Source organism: Acinetobacter sp. AC1-2 (genome assembly GCF_016124155.1).
Classification (GTDB): domain Bacteria; phylum Pseudomonadota; class Gammaproteobacteria; order Pseudomonadales; family Moraxellaceae; genus Acinetobacter; species Acinetobacter calcoaceticus.
In genome coordinates this window covers 197304-217565 of record NZ_JABFFO010000002.1, presented here as the reverse complement: position 1 = coordinate 217565, position 20262 = coordinate 197304, and the positions used below count along the sequence as shown (strand labels likewise).

General features: G+C 39.8%; 18 protein-coding genes and 1 pseudogene. 17 read left to right on the top strand and 2 right to left on the bottom strand.

The genetic code is table 11. The features are described 5' to 3' along the window. Positions 1–5 precede the first annotated feature (5 nt). From HL290_RS11215 to rdgB, 7 genes are all read left to right on the top strand, one after another. Positions 6–2294: a TonB-dependent receptor gene (locus HL290_RS11215; RefSeq protein WP_198496497.1), complete on the top strand. Its 2289-nt coding sequence runs from the start codon at positions 6–8 to the stop codon at positions 2292–2294. Between the two features lie 106 nt (positions 2295–2400). Continuing rightward, positions 2401–3084, top strand: a complete 684-nt coding sequence (locus tag HL290_RS11210) for a Fe2+-dependent dioxygenase (protein WP_198496496.1) — start codon at positions 2401–2403, stop codon at positions 3082–3084. A 459-nt stretch (positions 3085–3543) separates the two neighbouring features. Further along, the gene (leuA, locus tag HL290_RS11205) at positions 3544–5241 is read left to right on the top strand and encodes a 2-isopropylmalate synthase (RefSeq protein ID WP_004641067.1); all 1698 of its coding nucleotides are present in this window, start codon (positions 3544–3546) and stop codon (positions 5239–5241) included. Positions 5242–5323: 82 nt separating this feature from the next. Next, on the top strand, positions 5324–6484 hold the full coding sequence (metX, locus tag HL290_RS11200; protein WP_004641065.1) for a homoserine O-succinyltransferase MetX: 1161 nt from the start codon (positions 5324–5326) through the stop codon (positions 6482–6484). Further along, positions 6484–7077 (top strand): methionine biosynthesis protein MetW, encoded by a 594-nt coding sequence (metW, locus tag HL290_RS11195; RefSeq protein WP_001217230.1) that lies wholly within the window; start codon positions 6484–6486, stop codon positions 7075–7077. Before metX ends, metW begins: the two co-directional genes overlap by 1 nt. Continuing rightward, complete coding sequence (locus HL290_RS11190) at positions 7074–7661, top strand: tetratricopeptide repeat protein (protein WP_016801941.1); 588 nt, start codon at positions 7074–7076, stop codon at positions 7659–7661. Before metW ends, HL290_RS11190 begins: the two co-directional genes overlap by 4 nt. A gap of 175 nt (positions 7662–7836) precedes the next feature. Next, complete coding sequence (gene rdgB / locus HL290_RS11185) at positions 7837–8463, top strand: RdgB/HAM1 family non-canonical purine NTP pyrophosphatase (protein WP_198496495.1); 627 nt, start codon at positions 7837–7839, stop codon at positions 8461–8463. Between the two features lie 245 nt (positions 8464–8708). Here rdgB and HL290_RS11180 read toward each other — a convergent pair whose 3' ends face one another. Continuing rightward, complete coding sequence (locus tag HL290_RS11180; protein WP_198496494.1) at positions 8709–9584, bottom strand: AEC family transporter; 876 nt, start codon at positions 9582–9584, stop codon at positions 8709–8711. A gap of 251 nt (positions 9585–9835) precedes the next feature. Between HL290_RS11180 and HL290_RS11175 the strand changes: the two genes are divergently transcribed. From HL290_RS11175 to HL290_RS11155, 5 genes are all read left to right on the top strand, one after another. Then, on the top strand, positions 9836–10054 hold the full coding sequence (locus tag HL290_RS11175; protein WP_004794775.1) for a Sec-independent protein translocase subunit TatA: 219 nt from the start codon (positions 9836–9838) through the stop codon (positions 10052–10054). A gap of 12 nt (positions 10055–10066) precedes the next feature. Beyond that, complete coding sequence (gene tatB, locus HL290_RS11170; RefSeq protein WP_198079045.1) at positions 10067–10501, top strand: Sec-independent protein translocase protein TatB; 435 nt, start codon at positions 10067–10069, stop codon at positions 10499–10501. Further along, positions 10498–11268 carry a twin-arginine translocase subunit TatC gene (gene tatC / locus HL290_RS11165; RefSeq protein WP_004794778.1) on the top strand — a complete coding sequence of 257 codons (771 nt, stop codon included), beginning with the start codon at positions 10498–10500 and terminating at the stop codon, positions 11266–11268. The genes tatB and tatC overlap by 4 nt, the downstream gene beginning before the upstream one ends. Before the next feature lie 176 nt (positions 11269–11444). After that, on the top strand, positions 11445–13625 hold the full coding sequence (locus HL290_RS11160) for a PhoX family protein (RefSeq protein WP_198496493.1): 2181 nt from the start codon (positions 11445–11447) through the stop codon (positions 13623–13625). A gap of 175 nt (positions 13626–13800) precedes the next feature. Beyond that, positions 13801–16134, top strand: coding sequence for a PhoX family protein (locus HL290_RS11155; RefSeq protein ID WP_198496492.1), 2334 nt, complete (start codon positions 13801–13803; stop codon positions 16132–16134). 47 nt (positions 16135–16181) lie between these two features. Here HL290_RS11155 and HL290_RS11150 read toward each other — a convergent pair whose 3' ends face one another. Then, positions 16182–16961, bottom strand: a complete 780-nt coding sequence (locus tag HL290_RS11150; protein ID WP_198496565.1) for an NRDE family protein — start codon at positions 16959–16961, stop codon at positions 16182–16184. Between the two features lie 93 nt (positions 16962–17054). Here HL290_RS11150 and lgt point away from each other — a divergent pair, with 93 nt between their 5' ends. The 5 genes and pseudogenes from lgt to HL290_RS11125 all read left to right on the top strand — a co-directional run bounded on the left by lgt (position 17055) and on the right by HL290_RS11125 (position 20249). Further along, on the top strand, positions 17055–17873 hold the full coding sequence (lgt, locus tag HL290_RS11145) for a prolipoprotein diacylglyceryl transferase (protein WP_017388422.1): 819 nt from the start codon (positions 17055–17057) through the stop codon (positions 17871–17873). A gap of 78 nt (positions 17874–17951) precedes the next feature. Beyond that, positions 17952–18311 carry a hypothetical protein gene (locus tag HL290_RS11140; RefSeq protein WP_045126252.1) on the top strand — a complete coding sequence of 120 codons (360 nt, stop codon included), beginning with the start codon at positions 17952–17954 and terminating at the stop codon, positions 18309–18311. Positions 18312–18322: 11 nt separating this feature from the next. Next, positions 18323–18692 (top strand): annotated as a pseudogene (locus HL290_RS11135) (hypothetical protein); the annotation flags it as partial. A 160-nt stretch (positions 18693–18852) separates the two neighbouring features. Beyond that, positions 18853–19695 (top strand): thymidylate synthase, encoded by an 843-nt coding sequence (thyA, locus tag HL290_RS11130; protein WP_003654809.1) that lies wholly within the window; start codon positions 18853–18855, stop codon positions 19693–19695. 44 nt (positions 19696–19739) lie between these two features. Then, complete coding sequence (locus HL290_RS11125) at positions 19740–20249, top strand: dihydrofolate reductase (protein WP_003654807.1); 510 nt, start codon at positions 19740–19742, stop codon at positions 20247–20249. Positions 20250–20262 lie beyond the last annotated feature (13 nt).

Here is a 20262-nt window from a genome sequence, read left to right as displayed (position 1 = left end):
AAGTCATGTCTTTGATTAGAACACGTAAAAAAATTGTTTCTTCTGCGATAGCTTCTTCGCTATCAATGATTGCAACAACAGCCATGGCACAAGAAGCAATTTCACAATTACCAACGATTCATACTCAAGCGACTCAAGAAGAATCTTTAAAAGTAGACCAGTCTGCAAACTCTAAATTCGTGGCTCCCCTCAAAGACACGCCAAAATCGGTCTCTATTCTTTCTCAAAAATTAATTAAAGATACGAACTCTAATACCCTACTCGAAGCTTTACGTTATGAACCAGGCATTACTTTAGGTGCAGGTGAAGGCGGTACACCATTTACAGATATGCCTTACATTCGTGGTTATAGCGGACAGTCTTCTATTTATGTTGATGGTGTTCGCAATACAACGTCACAAAGCCGCGATATGTTTGCCATTGAACAAGTTGAAGTGATTAAGGGCTCTTCTTCTGCTCTTGGTGGCGGTGGTAGCGTTGGTGGAAGTATCAACTTAATCCCTAAAGTTGCTCATGAAGGTGACGTTTACCAAGGTAGTGTTCAAGGTGGTACTGACAACTATCGCCATATCCAACTTGATGCCAACAAAGACTTTGGTAACGGAATTGCTGGTCGTGTTGTTATCATGGGCCATGAAAATGAAAAAGCTGGTCAGAGTAACGGCGCTGAATATGCTCGTGCAGGTATTGCCTCAAGCCTTGCATTTGGCCTAGATACAGCAACTCGTGGAACACTTAGCTACTACTATTTACGCAGTAATGATGAACCAGATGCGGGTATTCCATTTAACAATGCAAACCCGACTACTCCTCCGGCTGGAGTTACTGTGACTCCTGGTAACGGTAAGCCTGTTGATGTAAAAGCGGGTACTTACTATGGCTGGAAAGCTCGTGACTTTGATAAACGTGAAAACCATATTGGTACGTTTAAATTAGAACATGACTTTAATGAAAATCTTACCTTGTCTAATGTAGCGACTTACAACAAATCTAAATCTGACTATGTTTACACCAATGCTGATGACTCGAAGGGTAACATTTACAGAGGTACAATCGCTCGCCGTGCTTTAAGCCGTATCTTAGATAGCGATGCTTATAGTGATCAACTTTCTTTGAGAGGTAAATTCAATACTGGTTCATTAAAACATTCTTTTAATGTCGGTACTGAATGGAGCTTCCAAGAAACTGACCAAGGCGTATATACCTTTACCAATGCTGCTGGTGAAACTACATCGACTATTTTAGACAGCAATATTCAAAACTGTACTTCAGCTGCTGCTGTAGCAAATGGCTGGTGTACGAGTTTAAATAATCCAGGAAACGGCGCATTCACAGATAAACGTGGATCTATTACAGCACAATCGACCACTCGTAGTCATAATGTAGGAGTCTACGCTTTAGACAGTATTGAATTTAATCCACAATGGTTACTTAACCTAGGTGTTCGTTGGGATAAATTTGAAACTGAGAAAAAATACAATAAGGATGTAGGTGGACGTACACCTCATAAAGCTGGTGATAAATTAGAAAGTGATACAGATTACTTCTCTTACCAAGCTGGTTTAGTTTTTAAACCAACAGAAGATGGTAGTATTTATTTAAGCTACGCAACGTCAGCGAACCCTGTAGGTGTGCTAGCTGAAGGTGATACAGGTTCAGATTCTATTAGCGACTCAGGGACCGCAAGTGCGAGTGCAAATGAACTAAAACCTGAAGAAGCTCGTACTTTTGAACTTGGAACAAAATGGGACCTGTTTAATAATCGTGCGAACTTAACAGCAGCAGTTTTCCGTACTGAGAAGCAAAATACTCGCATCCAAATCGACCCGAACACGACTACCAATGCAGGTAAAAGTAAAGTTGATGGATTTGAAATTAGTCTGAACGGGAAAATTACCGACAAATGGGATGTTTCTACAGGTTATAGCTATTTAGATAGTGAAATCACGGAAGCAGCTTACAACGCAGTTGCTCAAGAAGGTAAACCTCTTCCATTCGTAGCTAAAAACAGCGCGACTTTATGGTCTACTTACAGAGTAATGCCTCAATTAACTTTAGGAGCTGGTGTTGAATACCGCGATCAAGTTTTTGTGAACACGACTGCACCTAAATACTTGCCAACTTATACTATTTACAATGCGATGGCTAAATACGACGTTAACAAGAACGTAAATTTACAGCTTAATATTAATAATATTTCTGATAAGCGCTATTTCACGAGTGCACATGCAGCCCACTATGCATTTGAAGGTAATGGCCGTAACGCAGTGTTAGCAATTAACTTTAAGTACTAAGTTTAAATTCCATAATTTATTTATGGAATTAATTAAAGTTCATATAAGATAGCCTCATCACGAGGCTATTTTTTATAAATGAAATATCTATTTAAAGGTGTTTGCTGTGATTCATCATATCCCTAATGTTTTAAGCAAAGAGCAAGTTGCCGAGTTTCGTAAACTCATGAAAGAAGCGAATTGGGTGGGAGGGAAAGTTACTGCTGGCACTCTATCGGCTTCAGTTAAAAGAAATCAGCAACTCTCTGAACAAGATCCACTTACACATCATTTAAGTGATATTGTGATCAAAGCAATTTGGCAAAATCCTGTGTTTCAGGCCTCAGCCCTACCTCACAAAATTATTCCACCACTTTTTAATCGATATGATGAACATGAAAGCTTTGGCTTCCATGTAGATAACTCAATTCGTCTTATCCGTGGTACTTCTGAACAAATTCGTACCGATTTATCTTGTACATTATTTTTAAGTGAACCTGATGAATATGAAGGTGGTGATCTGGTTATTGAAGATACTTATGGTTATCACGAAGTCAAATTACCAGCAGGTGATGTCGTACTCTATCCCTCTACTAGCTTACATGAGGTAAGTAGTATTACATCAGGTACTCGATTTGCTTCTTTTTTCTGGGTTCAAAGTCTGGTGCGCGATGATAGTAAGCGACACCTTCTATTTAATTTAGATGAAAGTATCAGAGCACTACGTAAGACACACGGTGATAGTTATTCTGAAGTTATGAAACTCACCAACATTTACCACAACTTAATTCGCATGTGGTCAGAACTGTAACTACATTTATTTTTGCCTTATTGAGACGATGTAATCTTTTTTCCCTTAATAAGGCGAAATATCGAAAAATATTTCCCACAAATTAGAAAGTAGCGCAAAATTAGAAAATTATTTTCTAATTTCCGAGATTAAAATTATTATAAGAATTTTGCACAACGTGTAATCATTGTTTAGATGTGATATATCTAAATGATAAACATATTAGCAAACCACCAAACTTATTATTTCACGGTCTAGAGATGAAAACGAATTACTTGTTTGCCCAGCCTACTCAAGCAAGACATCATCTGCAACTCCTGATGCTGCGCCACGCGCGCGTATAAATATTTTGTCTGCTTTTTAAAGCAGCACTTCGAAATTACCTTTAATTTTTCTCAATTAGATACCATATATAACCGTAGAGACGTTGCCTTTTAAATATATTCAGAGCAACCGCGCTACGAGACAAGGAGTTTTCTCATGATGTTGGCTGACCCAAGCAAAAAATACCGCCGTATGTACCAACGAGTGGATTTACCAGATCGCCAATGGCCAAATAACGAAATTACAAAAGCGCCAATCTGGATGAGCACCGATTTACGTGACGGTAACCAAGCAATTTTTGAACCAATGGACATGGAACAAAAATTCAAAATGTTCAAAATGCTTGTAAAAATCGGTTTTAAGCATATTGAAATCGGCTTCCCTTCTGCATCTCAAATCGACTTCGATTTTACCCGTATGTTGATCGAAGAAAATCATATTCCTGATGACGTATACATTGAAGTTTTGGTTCAGGCACGTGATCATTTAATTGAACGTACTTTTGAGTCTTTAGCAGGTGCTAAACGTGCGATTGTGCATATTTATAACTCTAATTCTCCAACCTTCCGTCAAAAAGTGTTGAATGTAGATGTTAACGGCGCAAAACAATTAGCAATTAATGCTGCTCAAAAAGTTAAAGAATATGCGGCGCAGTATCCTCAAACTGACTGGATTTTCCAGTACAGTCCAGAGTGTTTCTCTGCAACAGAATTAGAAGTCGCTAAAGATGTCTGTGATGCCGTCACAGAAATCTGGGATGCACGTCCTGACCATAAAGTTATTTTAAACTTACCTGCGACTGTAGAAGTTTCTACGCCAAATGTTTATGCAGACCAAATTGAATGGATGCATCGTAATTTGGCACGTCGTGATGGCGTAATCATTTCTGTTCACTGCCACAATGACCGCGGCTGTGGTATTGCTGCATCAGAACTTGCAATTATGGCAGGTGCTGACCGTGTTGAAGGATGTGTGTTCGGTAACGGCGAACGTACAGGTAACGTTGACGTTGCAGCGATTGCATTGAACATGTATACCCAAGGTGTAGCGCCAGAGTTAGATTTCTCTAACATTAATGAAGTGATTGCAACGGTTGAAGAATGTACTGGTTTACCTGTACACCCTCGCCATCCATATGCAGGTGACTTAGTATTTACTGCATTCTCTGGTTCACATCAGGATGCAATCAAAAAAGGCTTCGAGTACCAGAAAAACGAAGAAATCTGGGATATGCCTTACTTGCCAATCGATCCGAAAGATTTGGGCCGCGACTACGATGCAGTTATTCGTGTAAACAGCCAGTCTGGTAAAGGCGGTATCGCTTACTTATTAGAAGCGAACTACAACGTTGTGTTGCCTCGCCGTTTACAAATCGAATTCAGTCAGGTTGTTCAACAATATGCTGATGATAATGGTACAGAAATTAATGCAAAAGAAATCTGGACCTTATTTAAAGACACTTATGTTGATGTGAAAAACCATCATTACACAGTCAAAAACTACAGATTATCTGACATTAATGGTACTCAAATCATCGAACTTGATGTTGATGTCGAAGGTGAAACACAACAACTTCGTGGTGAAGGTAACGGACCGATTTCTGCATTCTTAAATGCGCTTCAGTTACCAATTGACGTATTGAACTATGAAGAACGTAGTATCAGTTCAGGTGCAAATGCGAAGGCGTTAACCTTAATTGAACTTCAAGTCAAAGGTACAGGCAGAGGTTCATTTGGTGCAGGTGTTCATGACAATACAGTCACCTCATCAATTGAAGCAATTATTGCATGTACTAACCGTTTGATTGATCAAGGCGTTTTAAGTACAGATCAGGTTGTTGCCGCCGCTGTTTAATTAAAAAAAGACTTTGGAAAGGATACCTAGCTTGGTATCCTTTCTTTTTATTCCTGAAAGATTTAAAAGGCGAAATGTTCCCGTGTCTTTTCCAGCTGATTCAGTGGGGTTAGTCACTCCGCAAAAGTTCCAATTTGAAGAACCATTACATCTTGAATGTGACCGTGTTTTGCCACGTTTTGAATTAATGGTCGAAACTTACGGCACTTTAAATGCAGATAAATCAAATGCCATTTTAATCTGTCATGCCTTATCTGGACATCATCATGCAGCGGGTTATCACCATGAAGATGATAAAAAAGCTGGCTGGTGGGATAGTTGTATTGGCCCGGGTAAAGCAATCGACACGAATAAGTTTTTTGTAGTTTCGCTAAATAATATTGGTGGGTGTAATGGCTCAACTGGCCCAACATCACCAAATCCTGAAAATGATAATCGCCCTTATGGACCAGATTTCCCATTAGTTACAGTACGTGACTGGGTCAAAACGCAAGCCATGCTTTCTGACCGGTTGGGTGTAAATATTTGGTATGCCGTTATTGGTGGCTCTTTAGGGGGCATGCAGGCACTACAATGGTCGGTAGACTATCCTGACCGCTTACAAAAATGTGTCATCATTGCCAGTGCGCCAAAGCTTTCAGCACAAAATATTGCCTTTAATGAGGTTGCACGCCAGTCTATCTTGTCTGATCCAGACTTCCATCATGGTCGTTATTTGGAAAATGATAGCTATCCTAAGCGTGGCCTGATTTTGGCTCGCATGGTAGGTCATATCACCTATCTTTCCGAAGAAGCCATGAAACAAAAATTTGGTCGTGATTTAAAATCAGGCAAATTTATGTATGGTTTTGATGTCGAGTTTCAGGTCGAAAGCTACCTTCGTTACCAAGGCGAACAGTTTAGCCGTAACTTTGATGCCAATACTTATCTCATTATGACCAAAGCATTGGATTATTTTGATCCATCACGTGAATACAACCACTCGTTAACAGACGCGATGGGTAAAACAAAATGTCAGTTCCTGATCGTTTCTTTTACAACAGACTGGCGTTTTACACCAAGTCGCTCTCAAGAGATTGTTGATGCACTCATTACCAATCATAAGCCAGTAAGTTACCTCGATATTGATGCGGAACAAGGACATGACTCGTTCTTATTCCCGATTCCATTGTATGTAAAAACAATGCGCGCTTTCTTAGGCGGTGAAGAACTCTTAAAATCGACGTCACTGGAGGCAAGCTAATGCGTATTGATCAACAACTGGCAGAAAAGTGGATTAAACCAGGCTCAAGCGTACTCGACTTGGGGTGCGGTGATGGTGAATTACTCGCTCATATGAGCCAAAAGCATCAAATTCGTGCTTATGGCTTAGAAATTGATCAAGAAAAGATTGCAATTGCCGTCAGTCGCGGGTTAAATATTATTCAACAAGATTTGAATCTCGGTTTGAGCCGTTTTGCTGACCAGTCTTTTGACTATGTGGTTATGGCACAGGCTTTGCAAGCTGTAGATGCACCGGATGTTTTATTAAGAGACATGGTGCGTGTGGGTAAACAGGCAATTATTACTTTTCCAAACTTTGCGCATTGGAAGACTCGTTCTTTTCTTGCATTAAAAGGTATGATGCCTGTATCGGATGCTCTACCATATATGTGGTATAACACCCCCAATATTCATTTATGTACATTTAAAGATTTCGAAGCACTTTGTGCGGAAAATCAGATACAAATTATTAATCGACTCGCCGTCAATGGAAATCAGCAGGGAAGCCTGTTAAGCAAACATGTTCCTAATTTGTTTGGTGAAGTCGCTATTTATCGAGTGAGTGCACTATGAAAAAGACATTATTTAGCACACTATTTGCAGGACTGCTAAGTATGCAGGCTCATGCAGATTATATCGCCCAGCCACAATCGGTTGCGAGTCAGGCTGCACGCTTTTCAACAATGGGGGTTAATGACCTTCAGAAAGCTGCAAAAGCTGGTCAAGCAGGCGCACAATTTTACCTTGGTACACACTACCAATATGGTAAAGATGTAGAAAAAGATGAAAAGCAAGCTTTCACATGGTTTAAAGCAGCAGCTGATCAAGGTTTATCGCCAGCACAATTAAACGTAGGCCGTATGTATGCCGACGGTATTGGTGTTAGAAAAGATGAGTCAATGGCTCGTAAATACTTTGAGAAAGCAGCAAGCAATGGTGATAACCGTGCAAGCTATAACCTCGCGATGATGGAAGAGCAAAAGAAAAACTACGTAGGTGCTTACCAGTGGTATGAGCTTTCAACTCGTGATGGCATGCTCGACAATAAAGTAATTAGCCTATCAGAAGGTAAGAAAACTGCTCTTGCAGCTAACTTGACTCAAGAACAAATCCGTACAGCACGTGACCGTGCAGACAAATGGATTCAAGCACAATAATAACGGTTCATCCGTAAAAAAACCTTACTCGACTAAAACCACCTTGTATGCTCTACAAGGTGGTTTTAGTTTAGATCATGCCATTTTATATTCTATTTATTTCCCTCTATATCCCCTCTTAAAAAACACGTAACATAACTCACGTTCGATATTAGCTATAAAGTTTGGTTTTATTATGTCTACCCCACATTGGTTTGATCAGGGCAGTTTAGTTCTTGCCAGCAATAACAAAGGTAAAGTCGCAGAGTTTGAAAAACTTTTTGAACAGCTTAAATTACCTGTAGAAATTATTCCTCAAGGTCGCCTTAATATTCCTGATACAATTGAAGATGGTTTAAGCTTTATTGAAAATGCCATTATTAAAGCTCGTCATGCCTCTCAAATTTCAGGCAAACCTGCTATGGCTGACGACTCTGGTATTTGTGTTCCTGTATTAGGTGGCGCACCCGGTATTTACTCAGCACGCTATGCTGGAGAACATGGTGACGATGCTGCCAACAATGCAAAATTATTAAATGATCTTTTACCATTTCGTAAAAATGGTGAAGTGATTGAAGGTATGTTTGTGTGTGTACTTGCTTTAGTGACTCATGCAGAAGACCCTTTGCCACAAATTTTCCAAGGCATCTGGTACGGCGAAATTTTAGAAGCTGCACGTGGTGAAAATGGCTTTGGCTATGACCCACTGTTCTGGTTGCCTGAATTGCAAGTTTCTAGTGCTGAGCTGTCTAAAGAAGACAAAAATAAGATTAGTCATCGTGGACAAGCGATGCAGTTATTTAGAGAAAGCTTGCAGAAGTAAAACTTTATATAGCATTTATTTAGTTTAATTTTAAAGCCATTTGCCATCGTGCTAGGCGACATGGATGTCGCCACGTCACTGCCTTGCGCAGATTCCCAAAGCAGTGCTTCGGAAATCGCTCAGGATGTGTCGTCAGTTCGACAAATGGTTTTGTTACTTTTGACGAAACAAAAGTAAATATTGCCTATATACACAAAATAAGCATATAACCACTATTCAAAGGCAGTCTGATCTAATCATCTTACTTAGAAATAAAGATGCAAAAACACTGCATAAATGGCAATACACACACAACTCACAATCGTCCCTGAAGCAATATAAGCCGCGGATCTTCCTGTTCCTTGGTAATGTGTTTCTAGCGCTACAATATTGGCTGCTGGTGGCAGACAGAACATTAAAAACATCACTCCAATTTGCTGACTCATATTGGGAATTGGTAGAAATCTATAAGTAAGTCCACAAAGAATAATCCCACATACCACCTTAAAAGCTTGAGCTTTTGTACTGTAGATTAAGTCTTTTAAATGCACACGTGTACGGCGCAGCCACATTCCCAATACACACATCCCAGCAAAAGTCATTGCGAACTTGGCAACTTCATAAACCCAGTGTATGGCAGGATGTTCAATATGTTGAGCACCAAGAAGTCTAAGTAGAAGCGCAACGAATATTGAAATACATGGTGGAGAAGACAAAACTTTTTTTAATATATTGAGCTTACTTTGCGGTGCAGTCGTTACTGCTGTAACTGCCCATGCATTTCCGAACAGCGACATACCAATATATAACGCCACAATAGGCGCTGTAGCTTGGGGACCAAATAAAGCCATGGCAAAAGGAAAACCGAGCCACCCCATGTTGGTATAACTTGCACAAAGTGCTAATAATCTGTCTTTAAATAAAGCTAAATAAGCAAAGAAAATAAGAAATGCTGAACCAAAGCTAAAGAGCATTAAACTCAAACTACCCGGTTGATAAAATACCATGTTGTAAATAATAACAACGGGAATAAGTAAGCGTGCGAGCCAAGCTGAAAGGATAGGTTTTATCGTTTCTGAAAGAGAAGTCTGGGCAAGTAAAAGTCCAGTGATGAACGCCAATATTGGCAGTAATAACGCCACGTTTGCTCCTCTCACCCCTCAAAATCAGTTTGTTATCCTACACCTTTTCAAAATGAAATGTACTCTCCTTTTCAAGTAATTTAAGCTTCTCTTTTTAACCCTTTCTAAAATAAAAAAACCAAATACACCCTTTATAAAACTACCTTTTAGATTTTGACTAACGGCTATTGTCTTAAAAATGACATATAAATGTCACATTGTTGTCATGGCAACCTGTTGATATAAAGCGAACTGAAAAGAGGTATAAGATCATGGCCGGTTTATCTATTTGGCACGTCGTTATTTTTGCAATTGTCGTTATTTTATTATTCGGTACATCTAAATTAAAAAATATCGGTAAAGACGTAGGCGGTGCAGTAAAAGACTTTAAAAAATCAGTTCGTGAAGAAGACGAAACTGCTGCTCTTAATACTCCACGTACAATTGATGCCCAAGTCAAAACCCCTGACAGCACATCAGTGAAAAGCTAAAGGTTTTCCACCATGCTTGATGTAGGAATGACAGAGCTACTCTGTTTTGCAATTATTGCAATTTTAGTTTTAGGTCCGGATAAACTTCCAGAAGCTGCACGCTTTGCTGGTCGTTGGTATGTCCGTCTAAAACGTTATATTACCAATTTGCAAAATGAGATTGATCAAGAGTTGCGTCTTTCTGAATTTCGAAAAGAAATGCAAGAAGAACTCAACCGCATTGAAGCACTTGAACGTAAAGTACAGCAACAACTTGAAGAAATACAAAAACAGACTACTTCAGACAACTCAGAAAAAGCTGAGGTAGCTGAAACTATATCTCAATCTATAATGTACTCCCCTGTGTCGGGCCATTATGAAGTGCCCTTTCTTGCCAAATTTACACCTTTGGCATCTCAAAGCGACACTTTAGAAACACCCCCCGTTAAATTGAAGATTGCCGTATGAACCAACTGCCTTCAACGACTGTAAATACGCAAGAAAATTTAGACCAAATGCCAATCATGAACCATTTGGTCGTTTTAAGACGTCATTTATTTAGGATTGTCGGGGTAACATTATTTTTATTCTTTTGCTTATTGCCCTTTAGAAATAACACTTACCAATTATTATCTGAACCTTTAAGGCTGCAACTTCCAGCATCATCCTCAATGATTGCAACAGATGTAACTGCAACCTTTATGGCGCCTTTTAAGCTCAATTTATTTGTCGCGCTTGTGCTGGCAATGCCATTTATTCTTTATGAAATCTGGACTTTTGTCCGCCCAGCGTTATATCAAAAAGAACGTCATTTAGCACTGCCTTTACTCATCGGTAGTATTGTCTTGTTCTATGCCGGCGTTGCTTTTGCATATTACATTACACTTCCTGCAATTTTGCATTTCTTTATTAGTGTATCGCCTGAAACTGTTGCACCTATGACGGATATTAATAGCTATCTAAGCTTTTGCTTAAAGCTGTTTTTAGTTTTTGGTGTAACTTTTGAAATTCCAATCGCGACGCTTCTACTGATTTTAATAGGTGTGGTAAATACAAAAAGTCTTGCTGAAAAAAGACGTTTTATTATTGTGGGATGTTTTTTTGTAGCCATGTTCATTACCCCACCAGATGCAATTTCTATGGTGATGTTAGCCATTCCAATGTGGTTGCTTTTTGAACTTGGATTATTGTTCGGTAAAATTCTTGAGAAAAGAAAAGCTCAATCTGCTGAATAAAAAATCATGTTTTTAAAAAGCCTGAAATACAAATTTCAGGCTTTTCCATATAGACCACTTTTTAATCTACAAACCCATAAACTGTCTTCAAAGTGACTTAAAAGTGTAAGAAAAGTGTCATTTCTAGTCCATAGAATCAACTCAACAAATATACTCACAAAAGTTACGGATTTATTATGACAACTGCTTCTAACCACCCAACACGTCGCGATATTTTAAAATGGTTTACGGGGATTCCTTTTCTTCCATTAGGTGCGATGGCTACGGCAGCAACGTTAGCAGGATGTAACGATAGTAATGATGATTCAGATATCACTACTCCGTCAAAACCAATTAACTTTAAAAATGCAACGTTCACTTCAATGCCAGCTCCTTCTGCTGTAGCAGAGATGGCAACGACAGCATGTGCATCAAAGCTTGCGATTTCATGGGAAGATGGCAGTAAAACCGAATACCAACTCGCTTACAAACCATTCTTCTTAACAGGTACAGAAGTTCCTGATGGTAAAGGTGGAAAGATTATCGCGGGTGGTTATTACGATATTAATAATAAGCCAATTATCGATAAATCAGTTGCGGGTAAAGAGCGTCAGTTCTTCTCTGACTGTCCAGACGGTAGTTCTCTGATTAGCTTCAAACAAGCGACTGGCAAAGATTTCACAGATGCAGACAAGAAAGCATTAGGTGTAACTGGTAACCCAGTATTCCATGTAGTCCAGTTTGAATATTTATCGAAGGACCAAAATGGTGGTGATACTTACGGTAAATTATCATCTCCGATTGCTGTTCTTACTTTAGACCAAGACCCGAAAACTGGTCATTTGACTTTAATTAAATATCACAATGTAGATACTTCAAATGCGCATGGTTTATGGATTACTTGTGGTGCAAGCTTGTCACCATGGGGAACTCATTTATCGAGTGAAGAATATGAGCCAGATGCTTTCAACCAAAAGTTAGGTCAATCACTTTCAACACTTAAAGCATTCAGTAAAAATGTGTATGGTGATGAAAATGCGGCTAATCCATATAACTACGGTCATTTACCAGAAATTACTGTAAATGCAGATGGTACGGGTCACGTGACAAAGCACTACTGTTTAGGTCGTATTTCACACGAACTCGTACAAGTTTTTCCAGACAATCGTACAGTCTTGATGGGCGATGACTATACCAACGGCGGCCTCTTCATGTTCGTTGCAGATAAAGAGAAAGACTTATCTGCGGGTACACTCTACGTTGCAAAATATACAACAGTGCTTACAGATACAACGACTGGTCAGATCTCATGGATCAAGCTTGGTCATGCAACAAGTGTAGAGATTGAAAACCTAATCAAGAGCGGTATTAAAGGAACTGATATTTTTGAATCAGTTCTACAAATTGCTAAATATCCAAGCGATGCAACAACAGCAGAGAAAGATGCTATTGATGCAGGTGACAAAGGTAATCCTGAACAACAAGCTTTAGCAAAAGCTGCGAAAGATCGTTTAAAACTTCAACAAGCTGCTCAAAAAGCAGAATTGGAAGCACAAGGTTTCAAATTTACTTATTTGAGCAAAACTGGTGTTTATCTCAAGCTTAAAGATAACAGTGACAAAACTAAACTTGCCGCTGCTTTCCTTGAAACACACCGCTATGCTGCTTACGTCGGTGCTTCAATGGCATTGACTAAGAACGAAGGTACGACTGTAAATATTGCAGATAAACGAGCATATTCGGCTTTAGCTAACATTGTTGATTCAATGGTTGAAGGTGGTAGCGGTTATCTTGCTGAGCACAACGTTAAATTCCCGAAAATCACGGCTGGTGGTATTTTGGAGCATAAGCTTACAGGCGGCCAAAAAGACAGCTTAAATGTCGCAATCAATAGTGAATGGGTGCCTAGCCAATCTAGCCTTCTCATTAAAGGTAAAGATATTAGCTTTGACAGTTTAGGTAATACTGCTGACCCAGAGCAGATTGCTAGCCCTGATAACTTGAAGTTCTCTGAAAAGCTACGTACGTTATTTATTGGTGAAGACTCTGGTAACCATTTGAATAACTTCTTATGGGCTTACAATGTCGACACTAAACAGCTCATCCGTATCTTGTCTACACCAGCAGGTGCCGAATCGACTGGTCTACATGCGGTCGATGAAGTGAACGGTTGGACTTACATCATGAGTAACTTCCAACATCCTGGTGATGAATGGAACCGTTTCTACAAAGAAACTAACGGTGTTCGTACTGGTATCAGTGCAGATTTACTTGCGCAAATTGATACAGCAATTAATACAAACTACAGCAACAAATTTGCAGCAGCAGTTGGCTATATCACTGCCGACCCAATTGCTCCATCTGTTGTGAAGAAATAATTTCTTTCACCGAAATAAAAGAAACCTGCTTTGTGCAGGTTTCTTTTATTTTTGACTAAACGATCAAATATTTCACTAAGTTATCATCAAAACGTCAAAGCCACGTCATATTCACAACCTAAGCTAATGGAGACTTTTAGAACAATCTCTTTATTTACTTACTTAGGAATTTCCCATGACAGAGCTGACGCCATATCATGAAGACCAAGAATTGGATAATAATACTTCTGACAATATCCACTTTCGTGACATTTTAGAACAACATGTAAGTCGCCGTAGTTTAATTACTAAAGCAGCAAGCGGTGCCGTAGCTCTGACTTTAGCCTCTACTTTAACAGGCTGTAATGATAGTAATGATGACTCAGGTTCTAATAACGGTGGAATCCCGCCTGTAGACCCAAATAAAAGACCAGAAAAATTAACATTCACAGCTGTTGCGAAAAACCACAACGATATCGTGACTGTACCTGAAGGCTATGAAGCCAATGTCATTTACGCTTTAGGTGATTCAATCAACCCTGCGTTTGGGGACTGGGATGATAATAATATTCCATCAGGTCCAAGCTTCCAGTTCCGTTCTGGTGACTGCCATGACGGCATGCATTTCTTTGGTTTAAATACATCGACAAGCCGCTTTGATGAAAGTGTTTCAGCTGAAGGTTTGTTAGTGATGAATCACGAATATATTAATCAGACCTTCCTTCACTCTAAAGGCCCAACAAAAGTTGATGGATGTCGCCCTGAAGATGAAGTGATTCGTGAAACCAATGCACACGGCGTATCTGTCGTTCATATCAAAAAAGATGCAGCAACTCAAAAAGTAGAAATTGTTAAAAAATCAATTTTTAACCGACGTATTACAGCATCAACAGAGATGGTTTTTGCGGGTGCAGCAGCTGGTTCTAGCCTACTTGCAACTCGTTTCTCGCCTGCTGGCCGTCAAACTCGAGGCACACATAATAACTGCGGTAACGGTTATACGCCTTGGGGCACATACTTAACTACCGAAGAAAACTTTATTGGTTATTTCCAACGTTCAGGTAGCGATGAATATGCACGTACAGATGCAGAAAAAATTGCATTAAAACGTTACGGTTTAGGCGTTAAAAAAGATGAACTCTATCTTTATGAGAAAGATGAAAAAGGTGCGCCTAAAAAAGATAAAGATGGCAAGGTTATTTATTTAAAAGATAAAAATGGTGAGTTAATCCCTAACGTTGATGAACAAGGGCGACAAATTTATTTAGGCACAAGTTCGCGTTATGGCTGGGAAACGGCAATTGGTCAAGTTGAATCACAAGACTTATATGACCGTTGGAATGCTGATGTAAAAGCTGCACAGCCGACACAAGACTACCGCAATGGACCTAATACATTCGGCTGGATGGTCGAGATTGACCCGTTTGATGTTCGCCAAAATCCAGTTAAACGTACATCATTAGGTCGCTTTGCACATGAAGATAGTGCTTGCCGTGCCGTTGTAGGTCAACCATTAGCGTTTTATATGGGTGATGATTCTCGCGGTGAATATATCTATAAATTTGTCTCTACCGCTGTATGGGATGCCAAAGATGTAAACGGCGGATATACGGCCGGTGACAAATATATGAACGCGGGTAAATTGTATGTTGCCAAATTTAATAACGATGGTTCAGGTCAATGGATTGAACTTGCCTATGGCAAAAACGGCTTAAATGAAAGCAACACCACTTACCCATTCAAATCTCAAGCGGACGTTGTTACATTTGCACGTTTAGCTGGTGACTCAGTCGGTGCTACAAAAATGGACCGCCCAGAATGGTGTACGGTCAACCCAGTCAACGGCGAAATTTATGTAACCCTAACCAACAACTCGAACCGTGGTAAAGATTATGCAACTGATGCCGCTAACCCACGTAACTATACCGACCTTAAAGATGGAACAACCACCCAAAAAGGTAATGTGAACGGTCATATTATCCGTTTTAAAGAAACCGATGATAAAACGACTGCTGAAACCTTCAAATGGGATATCTATCTTTTTGGTGCAGAAGCATCTATGGCTTCAAACATTAACCTATCGGGTCTGACAGACAACAATGATTTGTCATCTCCAGACGGTATGTGGTTTGACTCACGCGGTGTGCTTTGGATTCAAACAGATGATGGTGCTTACACCGATGTAACCAACTGTATGATGCTTGCTGCGTTACCGGGCCAGATTGGTGATGGCGCTACTGCAACCACTTCAAATGGCCAACAAACGCTAGTCGGTGCTAAAGTTACAGACTCAACATTACGCCGTTTCTTGGTTGGACCAAAGCAGTGTGAAATTACAGGCATTGCCATGACACCAGACCACAAAGCTATTTTTATTAATGTTCAACATCCCGGTGAAGATTCTAAGAGTTATGCCACACCAGACAGTAACTGGCCTGCAACTCAAAAAGATCCAAGCAATAAAACTGCACGTCCACGTTCAGCAACTGTTGTGATTACCCGTAAAGATGGCGGTGTGATCGCAGGCTAATTCGTAGAAGATTAAAAATGCCGATCAATTGACCGGCATTTTTATTGCTATCGATTTAAGAGAACCTGCTGCTGAACAAGTTGACCGCTGTGTTCACCCTGTTGAGTCTTTTCCAACCAAAGCCATTCATTATTGGTCATTCTTAGAAAGTTCGAACAGCGTGTTCCATACACGGGACTTTGAATAAAGGTGGATGATAATAACTCTTCCATTTCTGCTTGAATGCCAGTATTGGGTAATAAAGCAGTTGTGACTTTACGCTCATCTTCCAGAATATCCCACGCTGCATGTTGCAATGTTAATTCTTCTGTCTCGTGTTGAAGCATAGGCAAAAATTCTTGCGTAAACCGTGTTCGTAAATGTCTGGTTTTTTCCCAATGATCAGACATGAGGCCATTAGAAACCACATAGACTCCATTGGCTAATACTTGAGGAGCTTCACCACGGTTACTCATATAGACAGCCTGATCAGCATTGCCCATAAACAAGTTAAAGCCAGCAAAATTTTGTTGTTGCTGTTCTAATTGTTGTGCAAAACGAATAGGTAATAAATCAGATTCTAAAAAAGCCTGAACTAAATGCCCCCGAGAAGTTTCATAAGTTTTTTGGTCTCGCCCATCACGAAAATTGGTCAAAACAGCCCATCGGCCTTGAGGCGTAACCCCCATCCAAGTACCACCGGACTGTAAGTCCTGCCCTGCAACAATTGGCGTATGTTCCCACTGATGCAACAAAGCTGTGGGGCGATGATAAAACTCGTCTCGATTTGACATAAGACACAAGGGCAGATCATCCAGAACATGCCATGCTAAAGCCACAATACACATTAATTCTTGTTCCCTATCTTTACACATTGAATGTACAACATTTTTCACATCATTCCGCTACAATCTGTCAAAACGTAAGATCAAGGAGCAGCAATGCTGACCTATCCTAATATCGATCCGGTCGCAATACACTTAGGACCTCTTCAAGTCCATTGGTATGGACTCATGTATTTATTAGCATTTTTATGTGCTTGGGGGCTTGCTTCCTACCGTGCCAAACAGCGTGATGGCTGGACATCGGACATGGTTTCCGATCTGGTATTTTACGGTGCTCTAGGTGTCGTTCTGGGCGGTCGTGTCGGCTATGTCCTTTTCTATGAGTTTGATAAATTCCTCGAAAATCCAATCTGGCTATTTCAAGTCTGGACAGGCGGTATGAGCTTCCATGGCGGCTTTTTAGGCGTCATGATTGCTATGCTATTTTGGTGTAAAAAATACCAAAAAACATGGTTTCAAACCCTCGACTTTATTGCCCCTTGTGTACCGACTGGTTTAATGTTCGGACGCATTGGTAACTTTATTGGTGGAGAGTTATATGGTCGTGCGGTAACTGACCCAAATTATCCATTTGGTATGATTTTCCCGACAGATCCGTTACACCTGGTTCGCCATCCATCACAAATCTATCAAGCGCTTTGTGAAGGTTTAATTCTATTCATTATCTTGTGGTGGTTTAGTTCAAAACCGCGTCCACGTATGGCTGTTTCTGCTCTATTTTTAATGGGATATGGCGTTGCCCGCTTTGTTATGGAATTCTTCCGTCAGCCTGATGCCGACCAAGGTTTTATTCTGTTTGGCTGGATGACGAAAGGACAGATTCTAACAATTCCAATGTTGCTGATTGGCCTTTGGATGATGTGGTATGCCTATCAAAAGAAAATTTACGACTGGGGTCCACAAAAGAATAGTTAATATCTAAATTAGAGGAGTTTCGGCTCCTCTTTTCTTTTTTATGCTACAGTTTTTACTCTCCCAAAATGAAGATATACCATGCTGGAATTCTGGTTTAACACGCAAGTCCCAACATTTAAAAAACTAGTGATTTTAATTATTACGCTGCTTATTTGTATTGCGCTATATCAATACCAACCGCTGCCTTTAGATACGATTCTGATGTTTACTGGAACTGGGGTAATTTTTTTAATCTGCCGTTACTTTAAATTGCACTTTGCTCAAAAAAATCCGACCGGTTTACTTTATCGTCTGCTGACTTGGGTGCCTATCGCGCTTTTATTCGCACTGATTTTTGTTAAGGCCTTACCTAACTTACTAATCTGGGGCGTTCAGGGAATCGCTTTTATGGCACTTGCAGCTTTTATTTTTTCACCTCAATCGCTTTTTAATAAATAGGTTTAGTTTTCATGTTGGCTTATTGGTACAACGCTCCGCGCCATATCAAACTCATCTTCATTGTTGCCGTTTGTGTGGCAGTTTACGTAGCTAATCAAGTTCAGCCCTTGCCTCCTATTCATACTGTACTCGGCCTTATTTTCGGTTTTGGTTTACATGTTGGACATTACTTAAATACCAAAATTTCAAATAACAAATCATATAAATCGAGCTTTAGACTTTTAAGCAGCATCTATCCTATTTTTATCGTTATTATTTTGATGTATCTGCTTCCTGATCAGCATAAATGGATTCTTGCGATACAAGCTTTAGGCTTTGTACTGGTTGGCTTTTTTCTTGTTTCGATTTATCAAAATCGCGCCAAGCGATTTGACTAATTACATTCATTGAAATGCTATAGAACCATTTTTAGATTTTCATCTTGAGCTACAACGGGTATCATCTTCAGTGGTTCATGATGAAGCAGCTCTATTGCGTAATTATTTATCGTTGAGCTATCTCCCCCTTTATTTTATGGAATTAATCCGAACTCGAGAGTGTTATGCGTGCATATTTAGACCTTCTACAACATATCCTTGATAATGGCGGTGACAAAGGCGACCGTACAGGCACAGGAACCCGTTCTGTATTTGGTCATCAAATGCGTTTTGATCTCTCTAAAGGTTTTCCTTTACTCACCACAAAAAAAGTTCACTTCCGTTCTATTGTGATTGAGTTACTTTGGTTTTTAAAAGGCGACACCAACGTCCAATATCTAAAAGACAATAAAGTATCGATTTGGGATGAATGGGCTACAGCAGAACAAACTGCCCGTTTTGGCCGCCCAGAACATGAACTTGGACCGGTATATGGTCATCAATGGCGTAATTTCGGCGCAACCAAAAATGCCGATGGTACTTATAACCAAGATGGTTTTGACCAAATTAAATGGTTAATTAATGAAATCAAAACCAATCCGAATTCACGCCGTTTAATTATTTCAGGCTGGAATCCAAATGAAGCTGGACAAGTGGCTTTACCACCTTGCCACACACTTTTTCAATTTTTCGTACAAGATAACAAATTGTCATGCCAGCTTTATCAACGTAGTGCAGACGTGTTTTTAGGCGTGCCTTTTAACATTGCCAGTTATGCTCTACTCACCCATATGATTGCTCAAGTGTGCGGTTTAGGAGTCGGTGACTTTGTTTGGACAGGCGGTGATACGCATCTTTATGTCAATCATTTTGAACAAGCACAACTTCAATTGACACGTGAACCTTTACCACTATGCCAATTGAAACTGAATCCAGAAGTAAAAGACTTATTTGATTTCAAATTTGAAGATGTTGAAATTGTAGGTTATGAGTCGCATCCTGCTATTAAAGCACCAGTTGCAGTATAACGACGACTCAAATTTCATTAGATTACGGTTTAGAGAATAAGATTATGGCATGGCAAAATGTAGAAGTTGTTCACGTTGTGGCAATGGACAAAAACCACTGTATTGGTAAAGGCAATGCGTTGCCATGGCATATTTCTGCCGACTTAAAGCATTTTAAAGAAATCACACAAGGCGGCGTGGTCGTGATGGGCCGTAAAACCCTTGAGTCTATGGGGCGTGCGCTACCAAACCGTGTGAACTGGGTCATTACCCGTGACATTAACTGGCAATTTGACGGTGTTAAAGTTGCTTATTCAATTGAAGATGCTTTAAACGCAGCTTTAGAAGATGTGAAAAATACTGAAAAGCAGGCATTGTTCATTATTGGTGGCGGTGAGATATTTAAGCAAACTTTGTCAATTGCAGACCGTCTTGAACTCACTCATGTTGACTTAGATGTGCAAGGTGATGCACATTATCCAACAATACCGAGTGAATTTCATAAAACTGCGAGTGAACAGCAAGTTGATGAAAAATCAGGAACTTCATTCGAGTTTGCTACTTATAAAAAATAATTCTATGGATGCC

What these genes read in the sequence shown, in the direction of transcription:
- HL290_RS11215 (WP_198496497.1), top strand. Translation starts at nt 6, where the DNA reads ATGTCTTTGATTAGAACACGTAAAAAAATTGTTTCTTCTGCGATAGCT.
- leuA (WP_004641067.1), top strand. Translation starts at nt 3,544, where the DNA reads ATGATGTTGGCTGACCCAAGCAAAAAATACCGCCGTATGTACCAACGA.
- metW (WP_001217230.1), top strand. Translation starts at nt 6,484, where the DNA reads ATGCGTATTGATCAACAACTGGCAGAAAAGTGGATTAAACCAGGCTCA.
- HL290_RS11190 (WP_016801941.1), top strand. Translation starts at nt 7,074, where the DNA reads ATGAAAAAGACATTATTTAGCACACTATTTGCAGGACTGCTAAGTATG.
- rdgB (WP_198496495.1), top strand. Translation starts at nt 7,837, where the DNA reads ATGTCTACCCCACATTGGTTTGATCAGGGCAGTTTAGTTCTTGCCAGC.
- HL290_RS11175 (WP_004794775.1), top strand. Translation starts at nt 9,836, where the DNA reads ATGGCCGGTTTATCTATTTGGCACGTCGTTATTTTTGCAATTGTCGTT.
- tatB (WP_198079045.1), top strand. Translation starts at nt 10,067, where the DNA reads ATGCTTGATGTAGGAATGACAGAGCTACTCTGTTTTGCAATTATTGCA.
- tatC (WP_004794778.1), top strand. Translation starts at nt 10,498, where the DNA reads ATGAACCAACTGCCTTCAACGACTGTAAATACGCAAGAAAATTTAGAC.
- HL290_RS11160 (WP_198496493.1), top strand. Translation starts at nt 11,445, where the DNA reads ATGACAACTGCTTCTAACCACCCAACACGTCGCGATATTTTAAAATGG.
- HL290_RS11155 (WP_198496492.1), top strand. Translation starts at nt 13,801, where the DNA reads ATGACAGAGCTGACGCCATATCATGAAGACCAAGAATTGGATAATAAT.
- HL290_RS11150 (WP_198496565.1), bottom strand. Translation starts at nt 16,961, where the DNA reads ATGTGTATTGTGGCTTTAGCATGGCATGTTCTGGATGATCTGCCCTTG.
- lgt (WP_017388422.1), top strand. Translation starts at nt 17,055, where the DNA reads ATGCTGACCTATCCTAATATCGATCCGGTCGCAATACACTTAGGACCT.
- HL290_RS11140 (WP_045126252.1), top strand. Translation starts at nt 17,952, where the DNA reads ATGCTGGAATTCTGGTTTAACACGCAAGTCCCAACATTTAAAAAACTA.
- thyA (WP_003654809.1), top strand. Translation starts at nt 18,853, where the DNA reads ATGCGTGCATATTTAGACCTTCTACAACATATCCTTGATAATGGCGGT.
- HL290_RS11125 (WP_003654807.1), top strand. Translation starts at nt 19,740, where the DNA reads ATGGCATGGCAAAATGTAGAAGTTGTTCACGTTGTGGCAATGGACAAA.